At 62.6% G+C, this 19,428-nt stretch carries 15 protein-coding genes; 6 read left to right on the forward strand and 9 right to left on the reverse strand.

The window, feature by feature from the left end:
- Positions 1 to 48: 48 nt before the first annotated feature.
- Positions 49 to 2,421 (forward strand): glycoside hydrolase family 2 TIM barrel-domain containing protein, encoded by a 2,373-nt coding sequence (locus HNQ39_RS11095; protein WP_184195414.1) that lies wholly within the window; start codon positions 49 to 51, stop codon positions 2,419 to 2,421.
- Between the two features lie 141 nt (positions 2,422 to 2,562).
- Here the strand turns inward: HNQ39_RS11095 and HNQ39_RS11100 are convergent, their stop codons facing one another.
- Positions 2,563 to 4,509, reverse strand: a complete 1,947-nt coding sequence (locus HNQ39_RS11100; RefSeq protein WP_184195418.1) for a DUF6785 family protein — start codon at positions 4,507 to 4,509, stop codon at positions 2,563 to 2,565.
- Between the two features lie 92 nt (positions 4,510 to 4,601).
- On the opposite strand from HNQ39_RS11100, the gene HNQ39_RS11105 reads away from it, so the two are divergent.
- Complete coding sequence (locus HNQ39_RS11105) at positions 4,602 to 5,834, forward strand: hypothetical protein (RefSeq protein ID WP_184195421.1); 1,233 nt, start codon at positions 4,602 to 4,604, stop codon at positions 5,832 to 5,834.
- Here HNQ39_RS11105 and HNQ39_RS11110 read toward each other — a convergent pair.
- Positions 5,831 to 6,169 (reverse strand): hypothetical protein, encoded by a 339-nt coding sequence (locus HNQ39_RS11110; protein ID WP_184195424.1) that lies wholly within the window; start codon positions 6,167 to 6,169, stop codon positions 5,831 to 5,833. The genes HNQ39_RS11105 and HNQ39_RS11110 overlap by 4 nt on opposite strands.
- A 97-nt stretch (positions 6,170 to 6,266) precedes the next feature.
- On the opposite strand from HNQ39_RS11110, the gene HNQ39_RS11115 reads away from it, so the two are divergent.
- Together HNQ39_RS11115 and HNQ39_RS11120 are read left to right on the forward strand one after the other, a co-directional pair.
- Positions 6,267 to 8,231 (forward strand): putative bifunctional diguanylate cyclase/phosphodiesterase, encoded by a 1,965-nt coding sequence (locus HNQ39_RS11115; protein ID WP_184195427.1) that lies wholly within the window; start codon positions 6,267 to 6,269, stop codon positions 8,229 to 8,231.
- A 3-nt stretch (positions 8,232 to 8,234) separates the two neighbouring features.
- The gene (locus HNQ39_RS11120) at positions 8,235 to 8,648 is read left to right on the forward strand and encodes a DUF2721 domain-containing protein (RefSeq protein ID WP_184195430.1); all 414 of its coding nucleotides are present in this window, start codon (positions 8,235 to 8,237) and stop codon (positions 8,646 to 8,648) included.
- Here the strand turns inward: HNQ39_RS11120 and HNQ39_RS11125 are convergent.
- The 3 genes from HNQ39_RS11125 to HNQ39_RS11135 are packed head-to-tail and all read right to left on the reverse strand — an operon-like array spanning position 8,634 to position 11,725.
- Positions 8,634 to 10,109, reverse strand: a complete 1,476-nt coding sequence (locus HNQ39_RS11125; RefSeq protein ID WP_184195433.1) for a proteasome accessory factor PafA2 family protein — start codon at positions 10,107 to 10,109, stop codon at positions 8,634 to 8,636. The two genes, HNQ39_RS11120 and HNQ39_RS11125, sit on opposite strands and share 15 nt — an antisense overlap.
- A gap of 39 nt (positions 10,110 to 10,148) precedes the next feature.
- Positions 10,149 to 10,895 (reverse strand): DUF4058 family protein, encoded by a 747-nt coding sequence (locus HNQ39_RS11130; RefSeq protein ID WP_343075965.1) that lies wholly within the window; start codon positions 10,893 to 10,895, stop codon positions 10,149 to 10,151.
- 53 nt (positions 10,896 to 10,948) lie between these two features.
- Complete coding sequence (locus HNQ39_RS11135; protein WP_184195439.1) at positions 10,949 to 11,725, reverse strand: DUF4058 family protein; 777 nt, start codon at positions 11,723 to 11,725, stop codon at positions 10,949 to 10,951.
- Positions 11,726 to 11,933: 208 nt separating this feature from the next.
- Here HNQ39_RS11135 and recD2 point away from each other — a divergent pair, with 208 nt between their 5' ends.
- A complete protein-coding gene (gene recD2, locus HNQ39_RS11140) occupies positions 11,934 to 15,629 on the forward strand; it encodes an SF1B family DNA helicase RecD2 (protein WP_184195442.1) in 3,696 nt (1,231 codons plus the stop codon).
- A 3-nt stretch (positions 15,630 to 15,632) separates the two neighbouring features.
- Here recD2 and HNQ39_RS11145 read toward each other — a convergent pair whose 3' ends face one another.
- Positions 15,633 to 16,106, reverse strand: coding sequence for a DinB family protein (locus tag HNQ39_RS11145; RefSeq protein WP_184195445.1), 474 nt, complete (start codon positions 16,104 to 16,106; stop codon positions 15,633 to 15,635).
- 62 nt (positions 16,107 to 16,168) lie between these two features.
- Here HNQ39_RS11145 and HNQ39_RS11150 point away from each other — a divergent pair, with 62 nt between their 5' ends.
- Positions 16,169 to 16,897: an ATP-grasp domain-containing protein gene (locus HNQ39_RS11150; RefSeq protein WP_184195448.1), complete on the forward strand. Its 729-nt coding sequence runs from the start codon at positions 16,169 to 16,171 to the stop codon at positions 16,895 to 16,897.
- A gap of 33 nt (positions 16,898 to 16,930) precedes the next feature.
- On the opposite strand, the gene HNQ39_RS11155 is transcribed toward HNQ39_RS11150, so the two are convergent.
- The 3 genes from HNQ39_RS11155 to HNQ39_RS11165 are packed head-to-tail and all read right to left on the reverse strand — an operon-like array spanning position 16,931 to position 19,408.
- On the reverse strand, positions 16,931 to 17,884 hold the full coding sequence (locus HNQ39_RS11155) for a ribose-phosphate diphosphokinase (RefSeq protein ID WP_184195451.1): 954 nt from the start codon (positions 17,882 to 17,884) through the stop codon (positions 16,931 to 16,933).
- Between the two features lie 49 nt (positions 17,885 to 17,933).
- Entirely contained in the window at positions 17,934 to 18,431 is a 498-nt protein-coding gene (locus HNQ39_RS11160; RefSeq protein ID WP_184195454.1) for a hypothetical protein, read from the reverse strand.
- A gap of 23 nt (positions 18,432 to 18,454) precedes the next feature.
- On the reverse strand, positions 18,455 to 19,408 hold the full coding sequence (locus HNQ39_RS11165) for a DPP IV N-terminal domain-containing protein (RefSeq protein ID WP_184195457.1): 954 nt from the start codon (positions 19,406 to 19,408) through the stop codon (positions 18,455 to 18,457).
- Between the last annotated feature and the right edge of the window lie 20 nt (positions 19,409 to 19,428).

Genomic DNA, 19,428 nt, shown 5'->3' on the forward strand with positions numbered 1-19,428 from the left:
GCAATGGTGCCGCACACAGAGCGGGGACGAATCTTCTATAATGCGTGTATGAACCGTCTGTCTTTTGATCGTGGGTGGAAGTTTGCGCGCTTTGGGCTGATGCCCGAGGGAGGCTCCTTGCCCGAGCCCGAGGGACTGGAGCAACCAGGCTTCTCGGATGGGGCATGGCGAACCCTGGACCTGCCGCACGACTGGGGGATCGAGGGGCCGTTCCGCGGCGACCTGCCCAACGAGACCGGCAAGCTGCCTTGGGCGGGGATCGGGTGGTACCGCAAGACCCTGCCCGCACCGCCTGCCGGCAAGCGTGTCTACCTCGATTTTGATGGCGCGATGAGCCACCCCAAGGTCTATGTCAATGGCAAGCTCGCGGGGGAGTGGGCCTACGGCTACGCCAGCTTCCGGGTGGAGCTCACGCCCCACTTGAAGAGTTCGGGCACGAATCTGATCGCCGTGCGGCTGGACAACCCCCCGGACTCGTCGCGCTGGTACCCCGGCGGCGGCCTCTACCGCCATGTCTGGCTCGTGACCGGCGAGCCCGTGCACCTGGCCCACAACGGGGTCTTTGTCTACACCACCGAGGTCAGCGCGGAGCGCGCGACCGTGGCGATTGAGGCGAGTGTCGAGGGCGGCATGGGCGAGCTTCGCCACGAGGTTCTCTGGAAGGGAAAAGTGGTCGCCAAGGCTGAGGGGCTCACGGCCCGTGTCGTGCTCACGCGACCGCAGCTCTGGAGCGGCGCGACCCCGAATCTCTACACGCTCAAGACCACGCTCTGGGTGGACGGTAAGCTCTCGGACACACAGCTCACGACATTTGGCGTGCGCAAGATCGAGTGGAGCGGGGCCAAGGGCTTCTTGCTCAATGGCGAGCGTGTGACCCTCAACGGGGTCTGCAACCACCACGATCTCGGGCTCCTCGGCGGTGCGGTCCATGAGCGTGCGATCGAGCGCCAGCTGGAGATCTTGAAGGAGATGGGGTGCAACGCGATCCGCACCAGCCACAACCCGCCCGCCCCCGAGCTGCTCGATGCCTGCGACCGCCTGGGCTTTCTGGTGATCGACGAGGCCTTTGACTGCTGGCGTCAGGGCAAGAAACCCAACGACTACCACCGGGACTTCGACGCCTGGCACGAGCGGGATATTGTCGCCTTTGTCCACCGCGATCGGAACCATCCCTGCGTGATCGCCTGGAGCAGCGGCAACGAGATCCCCGAGCAGGGCAACGCGGCGGGGGCGGCCCTCTCCCGCGAGCTCACCGCGCTCTTCCACCGCGAGGACCCGACCCGGCTCGTGGCGGCGGGATGCAACAATGGCAACGCGGGGAGCAATGGCTTCTCGGAGACGGTCGATCTGTTTGGCTACAACTACAAGCCGCACCTCTACGCCGCGTTTCGGGCGCGCTACCCCCGCCAGCCGCTCTTTGGCAGCGAGACTAGCTCGTGCGTGAGCAGCTACAGCGAGTACTTCTTCCCGGTCGAGAAGGACAAGAGCAAGGGCTTCTTCAACTTCCAGGTCAGCTCCTACGACCTCTACGCCCCCAGCTGGGCGATGAAGCCCGATATCGAGTGGGAGGGCTTGGATAAAAACCCGAGTGTCGCCGGGGAGTTTGTCTGGACCGGCTTTGACTACCTGGGCGAGCCCACCCCATTTAACTCCGACCGCACCAATGCCCTGAACTTCTCCGACCCCAAGGAGCGCGAGAAGGCCATGGCACTCTTTGAGAAGCTGGGCAACCATGCCCCGTCGCGCAGCTCCTACTTTGGGATCGTGGACCTGTGTGGCTTCAAAAAAGACCGCTTCTACCTCTACCAGGCCCGCTGGCGCCCGGAGCTTCCGATGGCACACTTGCTCCCGCACTGGAGCTGGCCGGGCCGCGAGGGGCAAGTCACCCCGGTGCATCTCTACACCAGCGGCGATGAGGCGGAGCTCTTTCTCAATGGCAAGTCGCTGGGGCGGAAGACACGCGCGCCCCTGACCTACCGGCTGGTCTGGGACGATGTTCTCTACGCGCCGGGCGAGCTCAAGGCAGTGGCCTACAAAGGTGGCAAGCCGTGGGCGGAGGCGGTGCAGCGCACGACCGGCCCCGCGGTGCAGCTCAAGCTGACCGCCGACCGCACCAAGCTCACGGAGGGCCGCGACCTGAGCTTTGTCACGGTGACAATTGTCGATGCCAAGGGCCAGCAGGTGCCCTCCGCCGACCACCTGCTACGCTTCACGCTCACCGGGAGCGCCGCCGAGCTCGCCGCGGTGGGAAATGGCGATGCCACCAACCCGCGCCGCTTCCAGACCACCGAGTACCCCGCGTTTCACGGCCTCGCGCTGGCGATTGTTCGCGCCAAGCACGACACCAAGGGCGAGGTCACGCTCCGGATAGAGGCCGCCGGGCTCAAGGGCGCGTCGGTCAAGGTGCGTGTTGGCGGGTAGTCGCCGGGGATGTGCGGGGATTGGAAATCCCCGGCACAAGGAGAGGGAGCGCCCCGAGGGCGCGGAGAGCGCTTGTTTCTGCGCGTCCTCGGGACGCTCCTGTTCTCAGCCGGGGACTTTCAGCCCCCGGCAAATCCCCGGCTAGTGCGGAAAGACCATGTACATCTGGTAGCCCGTGAGCATCCCGAAGATTCCCCAGAGGGTGGGGATGACGTAGTCGCCCAGGATCAGGCCCAGGAAGAACGGCAGGAGCTTGCGGTAGCCCCCGATGCCGGCGTAGCGCAGCGTGATGGTCTTGAGCGCCCAGGCGATCAGGAACGGGCACCACATGTACTCCATCGTGTTGGTCATCCCCACGGCGTAGCCCAGCGGGTGCAGGGGGAAGCCCGTGAGACGCTGGCGGATCAGGGAGATGCCGATCGCCACCAGCATCCCAAAGCCCGCACCGAGCAAACCGGGAATATCGGCGAGCAGGGGGGAGACCAGCAGGGAGACGGTCTGACGGGCGGGGCCGGTGGCCCCGTTCTGGAGCGCGGGGCGGACCTTGGCCGTCGCGGCGCCGTAGGTGTAGTAGATATCCAGGTGCGCCCAGAACGCCGCGACTGTCCCGACTACGGCGGCAAAGAGGAGGGGCTTGAGCAGGGCGCGGGGGGAGAGTCCGCCGCCCTGCGCCATCTTCAGCGCCTCGGCGGAGTGCGGCATCGGGTTGTCGCGCATGTCGTTCATCCAGCTGGTGTAGCCGATCAGCACGGTCGCCTCTTTGCCGGTGAGATGGTTCTGTCCAAAGACATCGGCAACAAACTGCCCATTGCCCCACATCGGAGCCCAGGCCCAGCCCGCGCCCGCCTCGCTGACTACCCGCGCGAGGGTGATGGCGCAGCAGGTGTAGAGCGCGACATAGACCAGCGACTGCCAGAAGCTCGCCCCCGCCGCCGTGAGAAAGAGGGTCAAGAAGAGCAGGCCCGCCCCGCCGCCTACCAGCGCGGTCTTGGGGCTCATGAGCTCGTCGTGGGGGGCCTCGTCGGGGAGGCGTCTCTCCAGCGACTCCAGCGCCTTCTTGAAGGGCTTGCGCGCCATCCACACCGAGAAGAGTGCGATCCCCACAAACGCCCCGAGGCCCTGCTCTTTGATAAAGGGCATCCGGTTGGTCGGGCCGCTCCCGCCGCTCTCCGAGAGCCCGAGCCAGGTACTGCCAATAATCAGCGCTTTCTGCACCAGGTACATCACCCAGCAGGAGAAGCTCACCTCCAGCGAGAGGAGATAGGCGATCCCGATAATCGACGGATAGAACGCCAGGGTGAAGCGCCCGATCGCGCTAAAGGGGCGCTCGGTGAAGAGAGGGCCAAGCTCGTTGAAGCCCATCCCCGGCTTGAGGGCGATACTGGGCACCGAGGGATAGAGGAAGTTGAGGTAGTTGACACTCTCCAAGAGCCCTGCGACCACGACGCCCGCCCAGAAGAGGGGGTTCTTAAAGATCGGCGCGCGCCCTCCGTTCTCGGTGATCTCCAGCGGCAAGAGCACCAGCGGGAAGGTCAGGCGCTCCTCCTCGATCCACTGCTTGCGAAACAGAGACATGGCGCACAGCAGGGTCCAGAAGATCGTGATAATAAACGCGCTCCAGGCGAGCACGGGGATCGCCCAGCCCTTGAGGTTTTCCGGGGTCCAGAGGCTGGTGTTGCCCCGGAAGAAGCCATTGAGCACGGCGGGGTCGCGGGGGACAAGCCACGTGGGGATATTGGGCCAGATATAGTCCTTGAACTTACTGCCCCCCGTGGCGTAGTTCTCGTAGAAGGGGGCAGGAATCTGGTTGATGAGGATCTGCACAAAGCCATAGCCCGCCGCACAGGTGCCCACGCAGAGCATGGCGTAGAGGGTGATGAGCTCTCTCTGGTTGAGTGCCCATCTCTTGGCAAACTTCAGAAAGGCGAGGTTGATGCAGACCAGCGCAAAGAGCATCACCAGCGGCCCACGCTGGAGCGCCGTCTGTGTCCAGAGGAGCGCCTGGGTGACCACGTAGGCATAGGTGCCGAAGTAGGCATTGACGAGTAGGAGAAGAGAGCCTAAGCCATAGAGGACTGTCTTGCGCATGGAGCCTTATTGTAACCTATTTCGCCCAATTCCATTGGGCGAACCAACGACGCAGGGAAGGAATCCGAGCGGCTTGTAGGGAAGTGAGCCCCATGCAAGCAAACGACACACTCCAGGTAGGGGTGGCAAAGCGCGTCATCACGCCCAACCCGCTCTTGCCGGTCTCCGGGGGGATGGGGCCGACCCGTCCGACTCGGGAGAAGCGGGGGGAGCTGATGGCACGGGCGCTCTATCTCCAGCGTGGGGCGACCAAGGTGGTCGTTGTGGGGCTGGACCTGCTGGGCTTTCCCGGTGTCCTAGGGGATCGGGTGCGTGCGCGTGTCCCGCAGGTGGCGCCACAGAACATTCTCATTGGCGCGACCCACACCCACAGCGCTCCAGACTGCTACGCCTTCCCCGATGGCCAGGGTGGCCACACGGGAGACCTGGCCTTTATAGAGCGGGTCTGTGTCCTCGCTGCGGAGGCGATCAACGAGGCGGTCGCGGCGGCGCGACCCGCACTGCTCAAGATTGCCACGGGTGAGGCGCAGGGAAAGATCGCCTACAACTACTACGCCCCTGAGCTCTACGACCGGCGGATATCGGTGATCCAGGCGCTAACTCCCGAGGGCAAGACCCTGGCGACCCTGGTGAACTACGCGATCCACCCGGAGGTGCTGGGCAATAGTGTCGGTATCCTCAGCCCCGATCTGTGTGGGCCGCTGTGTGAGCGCCTGGAGGAACGGGCCGGCGGGATGGCACTCTTTATGAACGGAGCCCAAGGCGGCATGGTCACCGCCGACAACCGCAACCTAGACCGCCCCAAGGACCCGCTCAAGGGCTACTGGGAGGACTCCCGCACCTGGGACGAGTGCGTGCGGATCGGGACAACCATGGCCGATGAGGCGCTCCGGCTGGTGGGAAAGGCTCCCGTGCAAGTGCGGCCAGGGCTCCTCTGCCAGAGCAAGCAGGTGACATTTCCTGTCCAGTCCCCTGAGCTCTGGCAGGTGGTCTCCGCCTCGCCGCTCCACTACCCGCATGGGAAAGACAAGACCATCCAGTCCCGAATCAACCTGGTGAATGTCGGGGACGCCCAGATCCTGACCATCCCCGGTGAGGCCCTGCCCAATATCGGCTTCTACCTCAAGCGAAAGATGCGCGGGGCACATAACCTGCTCTTTGGGCTCACCAACGATGCCTTTGGTTATATCCTGACGCCGGTGGACTTTCACAGCTTCCCGCGCTACGACTATGTCTCACGGACATCGCTGGGGGAGCAGACCGGGGAGATCCTGATCGAGAAGTGCCTGGAGCTGGTGCGGGAGAGCCCTATCCCCCGGGGCTAGGCGACCGTCGCCTCGTTGCGCTCTTTGGCGGCGAGCTGGAGGGTCTGGGCGAGCTCACGGAGGCCACGCGATGCCGCCTCTTCTTCGTCGGTGGCGAGCTTGAGCTGGTCGACGCTCTCGCCCGTTCGCTCGTGGCGGGAGCGGACAAGGGCCATCTGGAGATCGACCGCACCACAGGCGAGGGCGTAGCGCAGGATCGCCTGGCGCAGGACTTGGTTCTCTGCCTTGAGCGCGTCGAGCTGCTGGCGCTCGGAGAAGTGGGTGCGTAGTGCTGCAACATCTCGCTGGAGGCGCTCCGCCTCCCTCTCAAGCTCACCCAATCGGTCTTCAATCATAAACTGCCTAAATAGTTATTCCGCACTCGCCGATAATCTACTACTAAGGGAATTACTGGTTTCTGGTACAATTTGGTGCTAATTGGTTATTATGCCTATGTTGCCTCGACGATTTCAACTGGATCATCAGCTCCGCTTTACCGCGCTTGAGGGCGCGACGGAGAGTGCGCAGCTGGGCGATACCTTGCGCTCGGTCTGTAGCGCGCCGCTCTGGGAGCTCCTCCACGATGGCCTACGGCAGGCACTGACCACCCGCACCCGCTTTACCTACGAGGCCGAGTTCCCCGACGAGGGCCGCCAAGTTGTGGAGATGGTTCCCACTCCCATGGGGGTGACAGTCACCATCCAGCCCGCCGTGGTCTTCTCACAGGGAGTCCCCGAGAGTGCTCCTGCGGCCTCCGCACCCGACCCCGCCGATGACTTTTTTCTCCGTGCCGCCGACATGCTCTGCCTGCTGGAGCCCGCGACAGGAACCCTGGTCCGCGCCAATCCCGCCTGGCATCAGGCACTTGGCTACCCTGCCGAGACGCTCACGGGGCGCAAGCTCTTTGAGCTGATCCCCGACGAAGACCGGCTCGATGTCACGACCGCGCTGGCGCAGGTGGCCTCCGGGAGCTCCGCGCGCCTCGCGTGCCGGTTTCTCGGGGCCTCGGGGGACTTTCACTACCTGAACTGGAGCCTCGCGCCCGGGGCACAGGGCGCTCCTGCCTACGGCGCCGCCCGCGACATCACCCAGAGCCGGGCAGTCGAGCTGGAGATCCGCCGCCAGACCCACCGCGATAACCTCACCGACCTGCCCAATCGTAAGGCTATCGAGGAGGCGATCCTGCGCCTGCTGACATCGGGGGCCTACGGGGCGTTTGGTGTCCTGGTGCTGAACCTGGATGGCTTCAAGGTGGTCAACCAGGCACTGGGCACCGATGGCGGCGATCAGGCACTGCGGATTATCGCCCGGCGGCTGGGAGCCGCCCTGCGCGCCGAGGACATTATCGGGCGCCTGGAGGGGGATACCTTTGTGGCGCTCCTACCCGGCGTCGCCAATGAGGGCGATGCGGGCTCCGTGGCGCAGAAAGTTCTCAATGCCATCCAGACCCCCTTCTCGATTCGGGGCGAGGATGCCTGGCTCACGACCAGTATCGGGATTGTCCTAGCTCCGTATCATGGCACCGATCCCCGCACCCTCCTGGAGCGTGCCGAGACCGCGATGTACCGTGCCAAGAAGGCGAGCCGCGGCAATGTCACCCTCTGGCGCGATGGCATGACCCTCAGTGGGATTGAGCGCCTCGCTCTGGAGTCGCGGCTGGCACAGGCGGTGGATCGCGGCGAGATGCTCCTGCACTACCAGCCGCAGGTTGGCCTGGAGGACCGTTCGGATCCAACCACGGTCAAGCTGGTCGGCTTCGAGGCCCTGGCACGCTGGAACCACCAGCAGCTGGGCCTGATTCCCCCGGACACGTTTATCCCCATGGCCGAGGACTCGGGCTTGATCGTCCCGCTGGGGCAGTGGGTGATGCGTGAGGCGTTTGGTCAGGCCGCTCGCTGGCAGCACGTGGTCGCGGGTCTAGGGGTCTCGGTCAATCTCTCGGGCCGTCAGCTTGGGCAGAAAAACCTGATCGACCAGATCAAAGAGCTGCTCGTGGAGTCAAATGCGAACCCGGAACAGATGGATCTGGAGATCACGGAGAGCGACCTCTTGCAACAGGACGAGGCCAAGGTCAAGGATGTGCTCTATAAGATCAAGGACATGGGGCTCCAGCTCTCGGTGGACGACTTCGGGATGGGCTACACGAACTTTGGGCGTCTCGCCAAGCTCCCGGTGGATCGTATCAAGATCGACAAGAGCTTCGTGACCCATATCTGTGAGAGCACCGCCGATGAGGCTGTCGTGCGGGCGATGGTGGACATCTCGCGGACCCTGGGGATGAAGGTCGTGGCGGAGGGCGTGGAGACCCAGGCGCAGTTTGAGAAGCTCACCCAGATGGGCTGCGACATTATCCAGGGCTACCTCTTTGGAAAACCCCTCGCCGCCGCCGATGTCCCGCGCCTGCTCACCGCTCGCTAAGAGATGGATATCTCCCTCACGACTCCCGCGCTGCTCTTTCCCGCGGTCTCGCTGATCTTGCTGGCCTACACCAATCGGTTTCTGGCGCTGGCCGCGCTCACCCGCAGCCTCTACGAGCGCTGGGGGGATACCCACGACCCGAAGATCCCGCCCCAGATCGAGAACCTCCGCTACCGGGTGCGTCTGATCCGCCGCATGCAGACCCTGGGGGTGAGCGCGATCTTGCTGTGCGTCGTGGCGATGTTCTGCCTCTTTGAAAACTGGCTTCGCGCTGGTGCCTGGTTCTTCGGCGCGAGCCTGGTCGCCCTCAGCCTCTCCTTGACCATCTCCCTGCACGAGATTCAGCTCTCCGGGCGGGCTCTGGACATGCAGCTCGCCGATATGGAGGCCCCTGCCCCGCCTTCAAGTACGCTGTAGACGGCTCGGTTGCACCAAGCGGTTCAGCGACTCCCAGGTTCCCGACAGAAAGCTCTTTAGTTCGGCGGTGTAGCACTCCCGTGGGTCGGGAAAGACGACCAGAGGAGAGATAAGGTTGCTCGCCTTCTGGTAGAGGCCATCCCAGTTGAGAAAGAGCCCCGACGAGAGCCCCTCTAGCTCGCTGAACGATGCGGAGACTTGGGTGCTGTGTAGGAGCTGTGCACGGGCTGCGGCGCGCGTGTTGGTGGGGGGCTTGAGGGGCTCACGGCCCTGCTGTGGCGCGATCCAGACCACATCGAGCGCGGAGTCGTCTGCCTGGGGAGAGAAGGCCCCCGCGAGGGACTCTTCTTCTCTCCCCCCCAGCCGGGAGAGCGCGAGCAGGACCGAGAAAAGATGCATGGCACCATCGTGGGTGGTGGGGATCTGTGCCTCCTCGAAGAAATCGGTGAGGAGCCGGAACTTGGTGCCGTAGTCGGTGAGCCCCGAGACTCCCTCCCAGCCCTCGGTGCGCAGGGCCTCCAGCACCCGGCGCCAGTACCGCAGGATCAGGCGGTCCTCGCTGTGCCTAAAGAGGGTCTCCTGCCTCTCCTCGCAGGCCTCCAGGCAGAGAAACTGGCACTCCAGCGCACTGTAGCCCTGCTCCAGCCCCACCAGCTTGTGGGCCGCAAAGAGGCGGTTGGTGCTGTCGAGGTCGGTGATAAAGTGGCGGGGATCGTAGCGGCGCAGGGGCTCGGGGAGGGGATGGCTCTCGGTGAGACGGATCATCGCCAGGGTCGCCCCGAACTGGAGCAGCATCCCGACCTCGGTGAGCAGAGGGTCGCCCCCGATTACCTGGAAGCGTCGAAGCAGGCTCTCGGGCTCGGACTTTCCACAGTGGTGCTCCTGGCTGTTCTTCACATAGGGCCGTCGCCCGAGCGACTCCGCCGCCAGGAGCTGGGTGGTGACGAGGCTACGGGGCGAGAGGAGAAAGGCGGGCTGTCCCTCACGAAAGGGCGTGTCCGGGTCGAGGCCGCCGCCTCCCGCGAGCAGAGCACGGGTGGCAAAGAAGGGGGCGAGGGCATGGGTGAGGCGCTCGGGGGAGAGAAACGTGAGGTAGTTCTCGTGGATACCGAGCGCGGTACGTGGCTGGCCCGGCAGATGACCGATCCCTAGTGTGGCCACACAGTCGATAAAGTACTCGCTGCCCGCATCGTGGAGGCGCCCCGAGAGCTCCGACCAGCGCAGGTGCTGGATGCGGGCGATCAGCTCGACCACGGAGGCGCACTCGGGGAAGGCGAACTCGGGAAAGACATCCTCACGCGCTCCCCGGTCCAGGTAGACACGGCTACCGTCGCGGCGGAAGCCCAAGCGATCGAAGAGAACCTCACGGGGGGCAGCGACCTGCTCCCCACTGGAGGTGTAGCGTCCCAGTGCCAGCTCGATCTCGGCACTTACAATGCGTTTGTCGTGTACCGTCTCCATGGAACATTTTACCAAGCGCCCCAAAGAGTCGGCAAGCGCTTAGGAGGGCAAAGGCTGTGTGTAGTCCACCATGCGCTCGAAGCCACACTCATCGTAGGTGCGCTCGAAGACAGGCTGGAGGTCGATTTCCAGGTCGGGATGGGTCTCGTCGAGTGGCACGAGAACAGTCGGAAGTCTCTCTTGGATCGTCCAGGCCACGGCCTGAAAGCGCTGTCCATAGCCGCCTCGGTGTAGGCTCGCCGCGTAGTCGAAAGCACCAAACCGTGCCCTGAGGCCACTCTGAGACGCGGCCAGTGTGTACTCGCCTGCGCGTAGCAAGTCAATCTCCAGCAAATGTACCTCGCTCTCCAGAAGCGTTTTTTGTTTGGCAAGGTACTCGTCGCGCCCTCGGCCTGCGGATTTATTGGAGTGGCTAAGTAGCTCGATCACGGTAAGCACACGCCGCTCCGGTGTGTTGTGGGAGTGAATCTCGATGAAGAGCTGGCGTACGGGAACCCCATCCTCGATCCAGTCCATAAACTTGGAGGGTATTTCAGCGAGAGTTGCTCCCTCTGAAGGAGGCCCACCATGCCCAATGGCAACATCTGCCTCGAAGTGGCGAATACCTTCTTCGACAACCAGGCGTTCTTCCATCCGAGCGGAAAAGCCTTGGGGAAGCTTGCGGTTAATCTCCGCACGCAGACAAAAGAGAAAAGCATTGTGAACGTCTGGCCAGAGACTCCGACGCTCCAAATAGGGGTCCATTCCAGGAAACGGCGAGGGCATAGCAAACACTCCTTTCACCATTTTATCGCTTCAATCACGAGCCGCTTCCAGCGCCTTGAGCCACCGTCCGAAACTCACGGGAGACGTTCTGTGAGCCATGCCCTTGTTTCCTTGTCTACACCGGGTTCAGGGAGCCGGGAGTAGTCTACCAGCTCAGAGAAGCGGCCTTCGTCGTAGGCACGGGGCAGGAGAGGCTGGAGGTCTATCACGAGGTCGGGGTGCGGGTCTTCGAGGGGGATGAGAACGCCTGGAAGCTCGTGGGGGAGCTGCCAGGCGACCATCTGGAAGCGCCGTCCGTCGCGGGCGCGGTGCAGGCTGGCGGCGTAGTCGTAGCGTCCAAAGCGCTCTTTGAGGCTGGCTTCCGAGACCGCAAGGGTGTGCGGCCCGGCTCGAAGCAAGTCTATTTCCAGCAGGTGAATCTCGCTGGAGAGGAGATTTTTCTGTTTGCCAAGATACTCATCGCGGCCCTTACCAGGAAGCTTGTTGGCATAGCTGAGCAGCTCGACCACCGCGACCACACGCCGCTGGGAGCCTTCGCGGGTCTGTATCTCGATAAAGGTCTCTCGAAAGGGCTCACTCTCCTCAATGGCCCACTCCATCGCGAGTTTTGCGGGAGACTCGGCAATGGTCACGCCGCTCGACGGTGGGCCACTCTGCCCTACGGAGACATCAGCGACAACGTGACGAATGCCTTCTTCCACCACGAGGCGCTCCTCCAGACGCGAGGCAAATCCCGGTGGGAGCTGCTGGTTGATAGCCGCGTTGAGGCAGTAGATAAAGGCGTTGTGGAACGCGGGCCAAAGCTCAGGGGCCTCCAAAAACGGGTCCATTCCGGGAAACGGCGAGGGCATGGCAAACACTCCTTGATTTCCGGAGGTTGAAACCTCCGGCTTAAGAGGACGACGCCCGCCTCCGCGGGCAATAGATTCGGCTGGCTACGCAGGTAGCCGTCGCCCTCTTAAGCCGGAAGACTCGTTCTTCCGGCACATTGGCAAACACTCCTTGAACTATTCTACCGCTTTCCGGCTCAGGGGCTGAGGGGGAAGTATAATAGCTGCGATGGCATTTACCCCCCGAACCCGAGAAGAAGCGGAGAGCTACCGCCCCAACGAAGTGCTGGAGTGCACGATCGAGCGTGTGACCTACCACAACGAAGAGAATGGCTACGCGGTGCTCAAGGTCCTGCCCGCCGATGCTCGCGATAAAGTCAAGGCCGATGTGATTCCGGTGCTGGGCAACTTCTCCAACCCGGTAGTGGGCGAGAGCCTGCGTATCTTTGGCTGGTGGGACAAGCACCCCCAGCACGGCAAGCAGTTCAAGGCCGTCCGCTACGAAGTCATGCGCCCCGCCACCGCTGCCGCGATTGAGAAGTACCTTGGCTCGGGGATGATCAAGGGGATCGGGCCCAAGGCGGCGCAGTGGATGGTCAAGAAGTTCGGGGTCAAGACCCTGGAGGTGATTGAGCACCACCCGGACAAGCTCCAGGAAGTCAAGGGGATCGGGGAGAAGAAGGCGCTGATGATCCAGGCGGGCTTTATCGCCCAAAAAGAGATCGCCGCCATCATGGAGTTTCTGATCGGCCACGGGATCACGCCCACCTACGCGGTCAAGATCTACAAGTACTACAAAGAGCGGGCTATCGAGCAGGTGGAGCAGAACCCCTACCAGCTCGCCACGGATATCTGGGGAATCGGCTTTCGCAGCGCCGACAAGATCGCGCTCAACCTCGGGATCACCTACGACGCGCCCCGTCGCTTGGAGGCGGGGATGGTCTATATCCTCAACAACGAGATGGAGAGCGGGGGCCACTGCTACCTGCCCCAGCGCGAGCTGATCGAGAAGGCCGCCGAGAACCTCTACATCAAGTCCGCCGACGATCTCCCCGAGCACGACCAAGCCCACGAGAAAGCCCAGCTTGGGCAGAAGCTAGAGCCGGTTCTCGCCGACCTGATCCAGCGCGGTTTGTTAGTAGCGGAGACCATCGAGCTGATGGGTCACGAAGAGACCGCGATCTACACCCCCAGTTTCCACACCACGGAGAAAGCGGTCGCGGACAGGATTCACCAGCTCCTCAACTCCCCGTGGCGCAACCGCCCCAAGCCCGCCGAGATCGACAAGATCCTCGAGAGCCTCCCCGGCCACGAAAAGCTCTCCGAGGAGCAAGACATGGCCGTCCGCCGGGCTTTAAGTGAGAGCGTCTTGGTGCTCACTGGTGGCCCTGGTTGCGGCAAGACTTTCACCACGAACTTTATTGTCCAGGCGCTGGAGAAGCTGGGGCGGCGGATTCAGATCGCGGCACCGACGGGGCGTGCGGCGAAGCGGGCGGCGGAGGTCTCGGGGCGGGAGGCGAAGACGATCCACCGTTTGCTGGTCTTCGACCCGGAGAAGAAGGGCTTCAAGCACGGGCCGGGCGAGCCGCTGGAGCTCGATGTGCTGGTGATCGATGAGTCGTCGATGCTGGACCTGATGCTCACCCACAACACGATCCGCGCCATCCCCGACGGTGCCCAGATTATCTTTGTGGGCGATGTCGACCAGCTCCCCAGTGTCGGGCCGGGCAATGTGCTCAACGATCTGATCCAGTCTGGGCGGGTCCCCGTGGCGCGACTGACTCAGGTCTTCCGGCAGGCGGCGGCGAGCAAGATCATCACCAATGCCCACGCGATCAACAAGGGGAAAGTCCCCGAGCTCCTGCCGCCTAGCGAGGCGAAAAACGGCGCGGACTGTGTCTTTATCGAGGTGGACGAGACCGAGGAGCTGCTGCAAAAGATCAAGGGAATTGTCGCCAAGAGCCTGCCGAACCTAGGCTTCAAGGCCGACGAGATCACGGTCCTCTCCCCGATGCAGCGCGGTATGGTCGGGGTGCGCAACCTCAACGAGGAGCTGCAGAAGATCATCAACCCGCCCCATGCGGAGAAAAAAGAGCACCCACGCGGCGGCATGATCCTGCGCGAGGGCGACCGGGTGATGCAGCGGCGCAACAACTACGATAAGAATGTCTTCAACGGCGATGTCGGGCACATTGAGACGATCAATACCGAAGATCAAATGCTCATTGTGGACTATCCCGAAGGTCCTGTTGAGTACGAATTTGCCGAAACAGATGAGTTAAATCATGCCTTCAGTCTCACGACGCATAAGTGCCTGCATCCCGATGAGCGCATCCGAACGCAGCGTGGCCTGATCCCGATACGCGACATTCAAGCGGGTGATCTGGTGCAGACGGGCTTCGGCCAAAAGCGACCCGTGGTAGCACGTTTCGAGACAGGCGAGCGGCCCATTGTCGTCCTGAAAACGCGCTCCGGGCAGACGCTTCGAGTCTCACCGGAGCACCCGCTCTGGGCGATTCCAAGTGGCGAAAGCGCTGCTCTCTGGCGGACTGCGGGCGAGCTAGGAGTCGGCGATACTCTGGCGTTAGACCGCACGGTCTGGGAGAGTGCTAAAGAGCCAGAGCTCCCCGAAGTCGTTCCGCTCGTGGGGCGACCAAATGCCGAACTTCCCCGGGTGCCGTCTCAGATGGACGCAGAGCTGGCGTATCTACTTGGCCTGATTGTTGGCGACGGTTCGTACCGCGATCAGAAAGACGGAACGGTTGATCTGACCAGCATGGACACAGAGATTCAGGAAGCTTACGAGAAAACGCTGACAAGCTACGGCTTGCGTGTGTGCCGCTACGCTCCCAAGGGGAGCCGGGCGATTCGCCTCTATGTTGTCTCGCGTGCGTTTCGAGCATGGCTTCTGGAGCTGGGGCTGGACTACGTCTCTGCAAGTGCGAAGCATATCCCCGAGATTATCTTCCGCGCCTCGACAAAATCCCGTGCGGCGTTTCTCCGTGGGCTTTTCGACACCGACGGTAGTGCAGGCAAGGAGGGCGGTAGTAATCGCTCCGTCCGTCTGGTCACAGCATCCCCGGAGCTTGCCGATGGGGTGCAGCAGCTCTTGCTCTCGCTAGGAATTGTCTCGAACCGTCGCCACTCCGCTGTTGCCGTGATGCTTGAGGTCAGCGGCCCCTCCCTGCCTGTTCTTGCCGAGCGTATCGGGTTTGGACTGGGCTACAAACAAGAGCGCTTGGAGAAGCTGGTGGCAAGCCAGGGAGAGGTTGGCAAGACAAACCGCGATACGATTCCCTTTGGTGTGTCGCTGGCGGAAGAGCTCTGGGGCGTCTTGAAGAAGCGCAACTGCCCGGAAGTGGCTCGCCTACGCTCGATCCTCTCCCGTGTCCGTCACGGAGTACTGCAGATGAGCTATCGGCACTTGGGTGAGTGCCTGGCCTACCTGGAGCAAGAAGGCTTGCCAACTCCACCACGTGCTTGCCAGACGCTACGCCTGCACCACTACTTTGACCCACTGATACGTGTCGAAAAGACGAGCGAAGTGGTTGATATGGTGGATATTGAAGTGGAAGGCATTCACTCGTTTGTGGCAGGAAGTGGCATGATTTGCCATAATTCCCAGGGTTCAGAATACCCTGCTTGTGTGATTATTTGCCATAATACGCACTATATGATGCTCCAACGTAACTTAGTATACACTGCTTTGACACGTGCAAAGAAATTTGCGGTGATTATTGGGACGAAATGGGCGCTGAAGCGCTCCGTTACAAATAAGCATGTCCAGCCGCGCTACACAAGGCTCTCGCAGCGGCTTCAGAATCTGGTTGAGGGACTGGGGACGAGCGGGCTACCTGGAGCGGCGAAGGCAGGGAAAGAGACGCGGGAGTTGCCTACGCCACCGATGCCTGGGCGGCTATTTTAGCGTTTAAATCCAGGTGCTGGGAACGTGGAATTCACCATCGCCTGCCAGAATCTGCAGGAGGTTGATCTGCCCCGAGTGGTAGGCCATGTTGCGGTACGCGCCGATCATCAGCCCCTTGCCTGTACGTTGCCCACGGCGGGTCGGGAATAGGCTCTCGAAGAGGGAATCATGAGACACGCGGATCACTGCGGCCAGCTCAGCACAGCTCGCTTGGAGTCGAGCACGGGCCTCGGTAGGACTCGTTGGTGTGACCTCATCGGCGAGGGACGGCACAGCCGTATCCCCACGTAAGAGCGCGGCGAAGGCGCGATTGACCGCTATGCACTCAGCAGCTTGCTCCAGAGCGGATCGGGTGGGCGCGGAGCTAGGTAGCTGTGGCTGCCAGTTGAGCCGATCCGGGGCAGTGGTTTCGATGTAGTGTGCTAGGGAGTCACCAATAAGCTCAATCTGCTCAGCAAGGAGTTCTTGTGCGGTCATGTAGGATTGTAGCACAGCTACCTGTTTTAGCGAATGTGAGATTTGGGCGATAAGGCTTTGCCATGAGCCGAGTTGTCTATATCCACGCCAATGCCGAGGGAATTCCCTTCGCCCCCACCAGCTACGCCGCCTGGGACGGCTTCACAAAGCTCGGCTACGATGTGCGTCTTTACCAGTCTGAGGAACTAGAGAGCCTGCCGCGGGTGCGGGAGGTGATTGTGGTCGGGGGGATCGGGCTGGTGCACAAGGCGCTGGCACGGGTTGGAGCGCCGCTTCCTGACGAACTGAATATCCCGGAGGCGCTGCTTGCCTTTGCCGGGCGGCAGGTCTGGGAGACGACACTGGGAGTGGCGCGCAAGCCGGAGAGCTGGCCGCTCTTTGTGAAACCGCTGCATGAGGCCAAGCTCTTTGTGGGGCACGTGATCCGTGACTGGCCGGACCTGATTGTCGCCGCCGGGTGCGACTCGGACCTGCCCGTGCTCGCCCAAGAGCCCGTGAATTTTGTCTCTGAGTGGCGGGTGTATGTGCGCTACGGGAAGATTCTGGGGCTGGGGCACTACAAAGACGATCCGCTGATCTTCCCCGATCCCGCCGTGGTCCGCGCCGCCATCGCCGCGTGGGGGGATGCTGCTCCTGCAGGCTACGGCATCGACTTCGGGATCACCGACGACGGCAAGACGTTGCTTGTTGAGGTCAACGACGGGCACTCGCTGGGCAACTACAACCTGCGCCCGGTCGAGTACGCCAAGCTTCTTCAAGCCCGCTGGGACGAAATGGCAAACGCCACCTAGGTGGGGCGGGGCCTTTCAGGCCCCGGCGGGCGGTTAGTCGTTAAACAATTCGCTGACGGAGTCGCCGGTCCAGATGCGGCGGATGGCCTCGGCGAAGAGGTGCGAGACGGAGATAACCGTGGTTTTTTCGGTGCGCTTCTCCGGGGAGAGGGGGATGGTGTCGGTGATGATGAGCTCTTTGATCTCGGGGCGGGAGAGGCGCTGGACGGCGGGTCCGGCGAGCACAGCGTGGGTGCAGGCGACATAGATCTCGGGGTTGGCACCGCTGGCGATTAGCATGTCGATGATCTCATTGATCGAGCCCCCCGTGGAGATCATGTCGTCGTAGACAATACACGTCTTGCCCTTCACATCACCTGCGAGGCCGCTAATCTCCGCGATCCCGTGGCCGGGGCGGAACTTGTAGCCCACCGCCAGCGGGCAGTGCAGGCGCGAGGCGATCTTGCGCACTTTCTTCACTCGGCCTTCGTCGGGCGAGACCACAACCGTGTTTTCGAGGTTCTTGGTCGCTAAATAATCACTGATGGCCCCGATGGCGGTGAGGTGATCGACGGGGATATCAAAGAAGCCCTGGATCGCATCGGCGTGCAGGTCCATGGCGACAATGCGGTCCGCGCCCGCGGTCACCAATAGGTTGGCGATCAGCTTGGCAGTGATGGGCTCACGGGGACGGTCCTTCTTCTCCTGGCGGGCGTAGCCGTAGTAGGGTAGCACCACCGAGATGCTATTGGCACTGGCGCGCTTGAGCGCATCGAGCAGGATCAGCAGCTCCAGCAAGTTCGCATCGATGGGCGCACAGGTCGGCTGGAGCACAAAGGCGTCCGTACCGCGCACCGAGTCCTCGAACTTGATGTAGATCTCGGAGTCCGGGAAGCGCGTGATCTTGAGCGGACCGAGCTCAATACCCAGGTTCTGGGCGACAGCGGTGGCGAGCTCGGGGTGCGCGGTTCCGGAGAACAGCGCCATGGGGGGGCGAAGGGCAGACATACGGAGGCTATTGTACCGCTAGAAACGCCCCACGCCGCCGCGGGGCGTACTATCTTTTGCTTCGGGCGTGTGCAAAGAAATGTTGGACGAGAAAGCCGTAGACAATGCAGGCAGGTAGCAGGCCTCCGACAAACAGCACCTTCCAGAGCAGGCCGACCTGGGGCTCTGCCAGAAAGTGACGGGCATCGAGCAGATCGCAGGTGAGGGAGTAGCCGATGGTTAGCAAGAGAGGAACACGTGCGCGGCGGAACGCTTGGAGCTGGAACTTGAGTATCCCGGTGGGCTCCGCAGGGACGGCATCTGTGGCGCGGTAGCGCCGGGCCGAGCGGGCGATACTCCCATGGATAGGAACCAGGCAAAAGAGAACAAAACTCAAGATTACTAAGTTGCGTCCCAGCTCCGGCTCGACAAGCGCCGCGACAGCGTACCAGTAGGCACCCGCGGCGATGTTATGGAAGGTCAGCAGCAGGTACTGGAGGAAGTAGTGGTAGCGCTCTTGCGGGGTGAGCAGCGCGTAAAACTCATCTTGTTTGCCGAAAGGGAGCATGGGGCGAGAGGTTTCCTTGGAGCCTATTGTACCGCGTGTGCCTCTTTCCCCTCCGTGCTTACCTGCCACAGAGCACCCTTCCAGAGATAGAAAATCGTCTTTCCATCCGGGGCAAACCGGGGCTGCTCAAACGACCCTTTTTCCGCCGGGCCAGCCAGCCCGAGAGGCCGGAACCCCGAGCCATCGCGCTGGAGCAGGCAGAGGTCGTAGTGGAATGGGTTGGCCTTGTCGGAGATAAGGACAAACTGCTTGCCATCGGCGGAGAGGCTGGGGTCACCGACAAAGCTCCCCCCGGTCTCGTCGGCCTTTCCCCCGAAGAGCTCACGTGGGGGCTGCTTGCCCTCCGCATCGACCTCAAAAAGCGCCTCTCGGCTTCCGCCTAGGTCATCAGTGGGAACCTGCGCGGCGAAGATCACAGAGCGGCTGTCGGGGGTGAACTGGACGCCACTGACTTCACGGTACTTGCTGTGGGTGAGCTGACGAAGCTCCGTGCCATCGCGGCGGATGGTCCAGACATCGGATTCTATCCAAGAGACGCCGGTGGGGGAGAGGGGATTGTTTTTCGGGCGAGCAAAGACCAGCTTCTGACCGTCGGGGGAGAAGCGTGGCTTAAACTCGCTGAAGGCATCGTCGTGGGTGAGCCGCCGGACACTCTTGCCATCGAGTGAGGCCAGCCAGAGGTCCGACTCCGCGGAGTACGCCACGGCCTTTCCCTCGGGCGAGAGCGCGGGGTAGGCCAAGCTGCGCGGGAAGCCGGGGGTATCGACTGTGGTGCGCTTGCCGGTTGCGAGCTCTAGGACCGAGAGAGGGCTGTTGAGGGCGAACACCGCCCGCTTGCCGTCGGCGCTGAGGTCGTAGGTGAGCTCACGGGCAAGGACATAGCGGCTGGGCTTGCAGGTACTCACTGCAAGTACCATCACTACCAGAGTGCAGAACGCGCCAAAGAAGCCGAGCCGCCGCTTGTCTTGGCGGCTCATGGAGGCATCTTCGCGATCTC

The organism is Armatimonas rosea, from assembly GCF_014202505.1.
Lineage (GTDB): Bacteria > Armatimonadota > Armatimonadia > Armatimonadales > Armatimonadaceae > Armatimonas > Armatimonas rosea.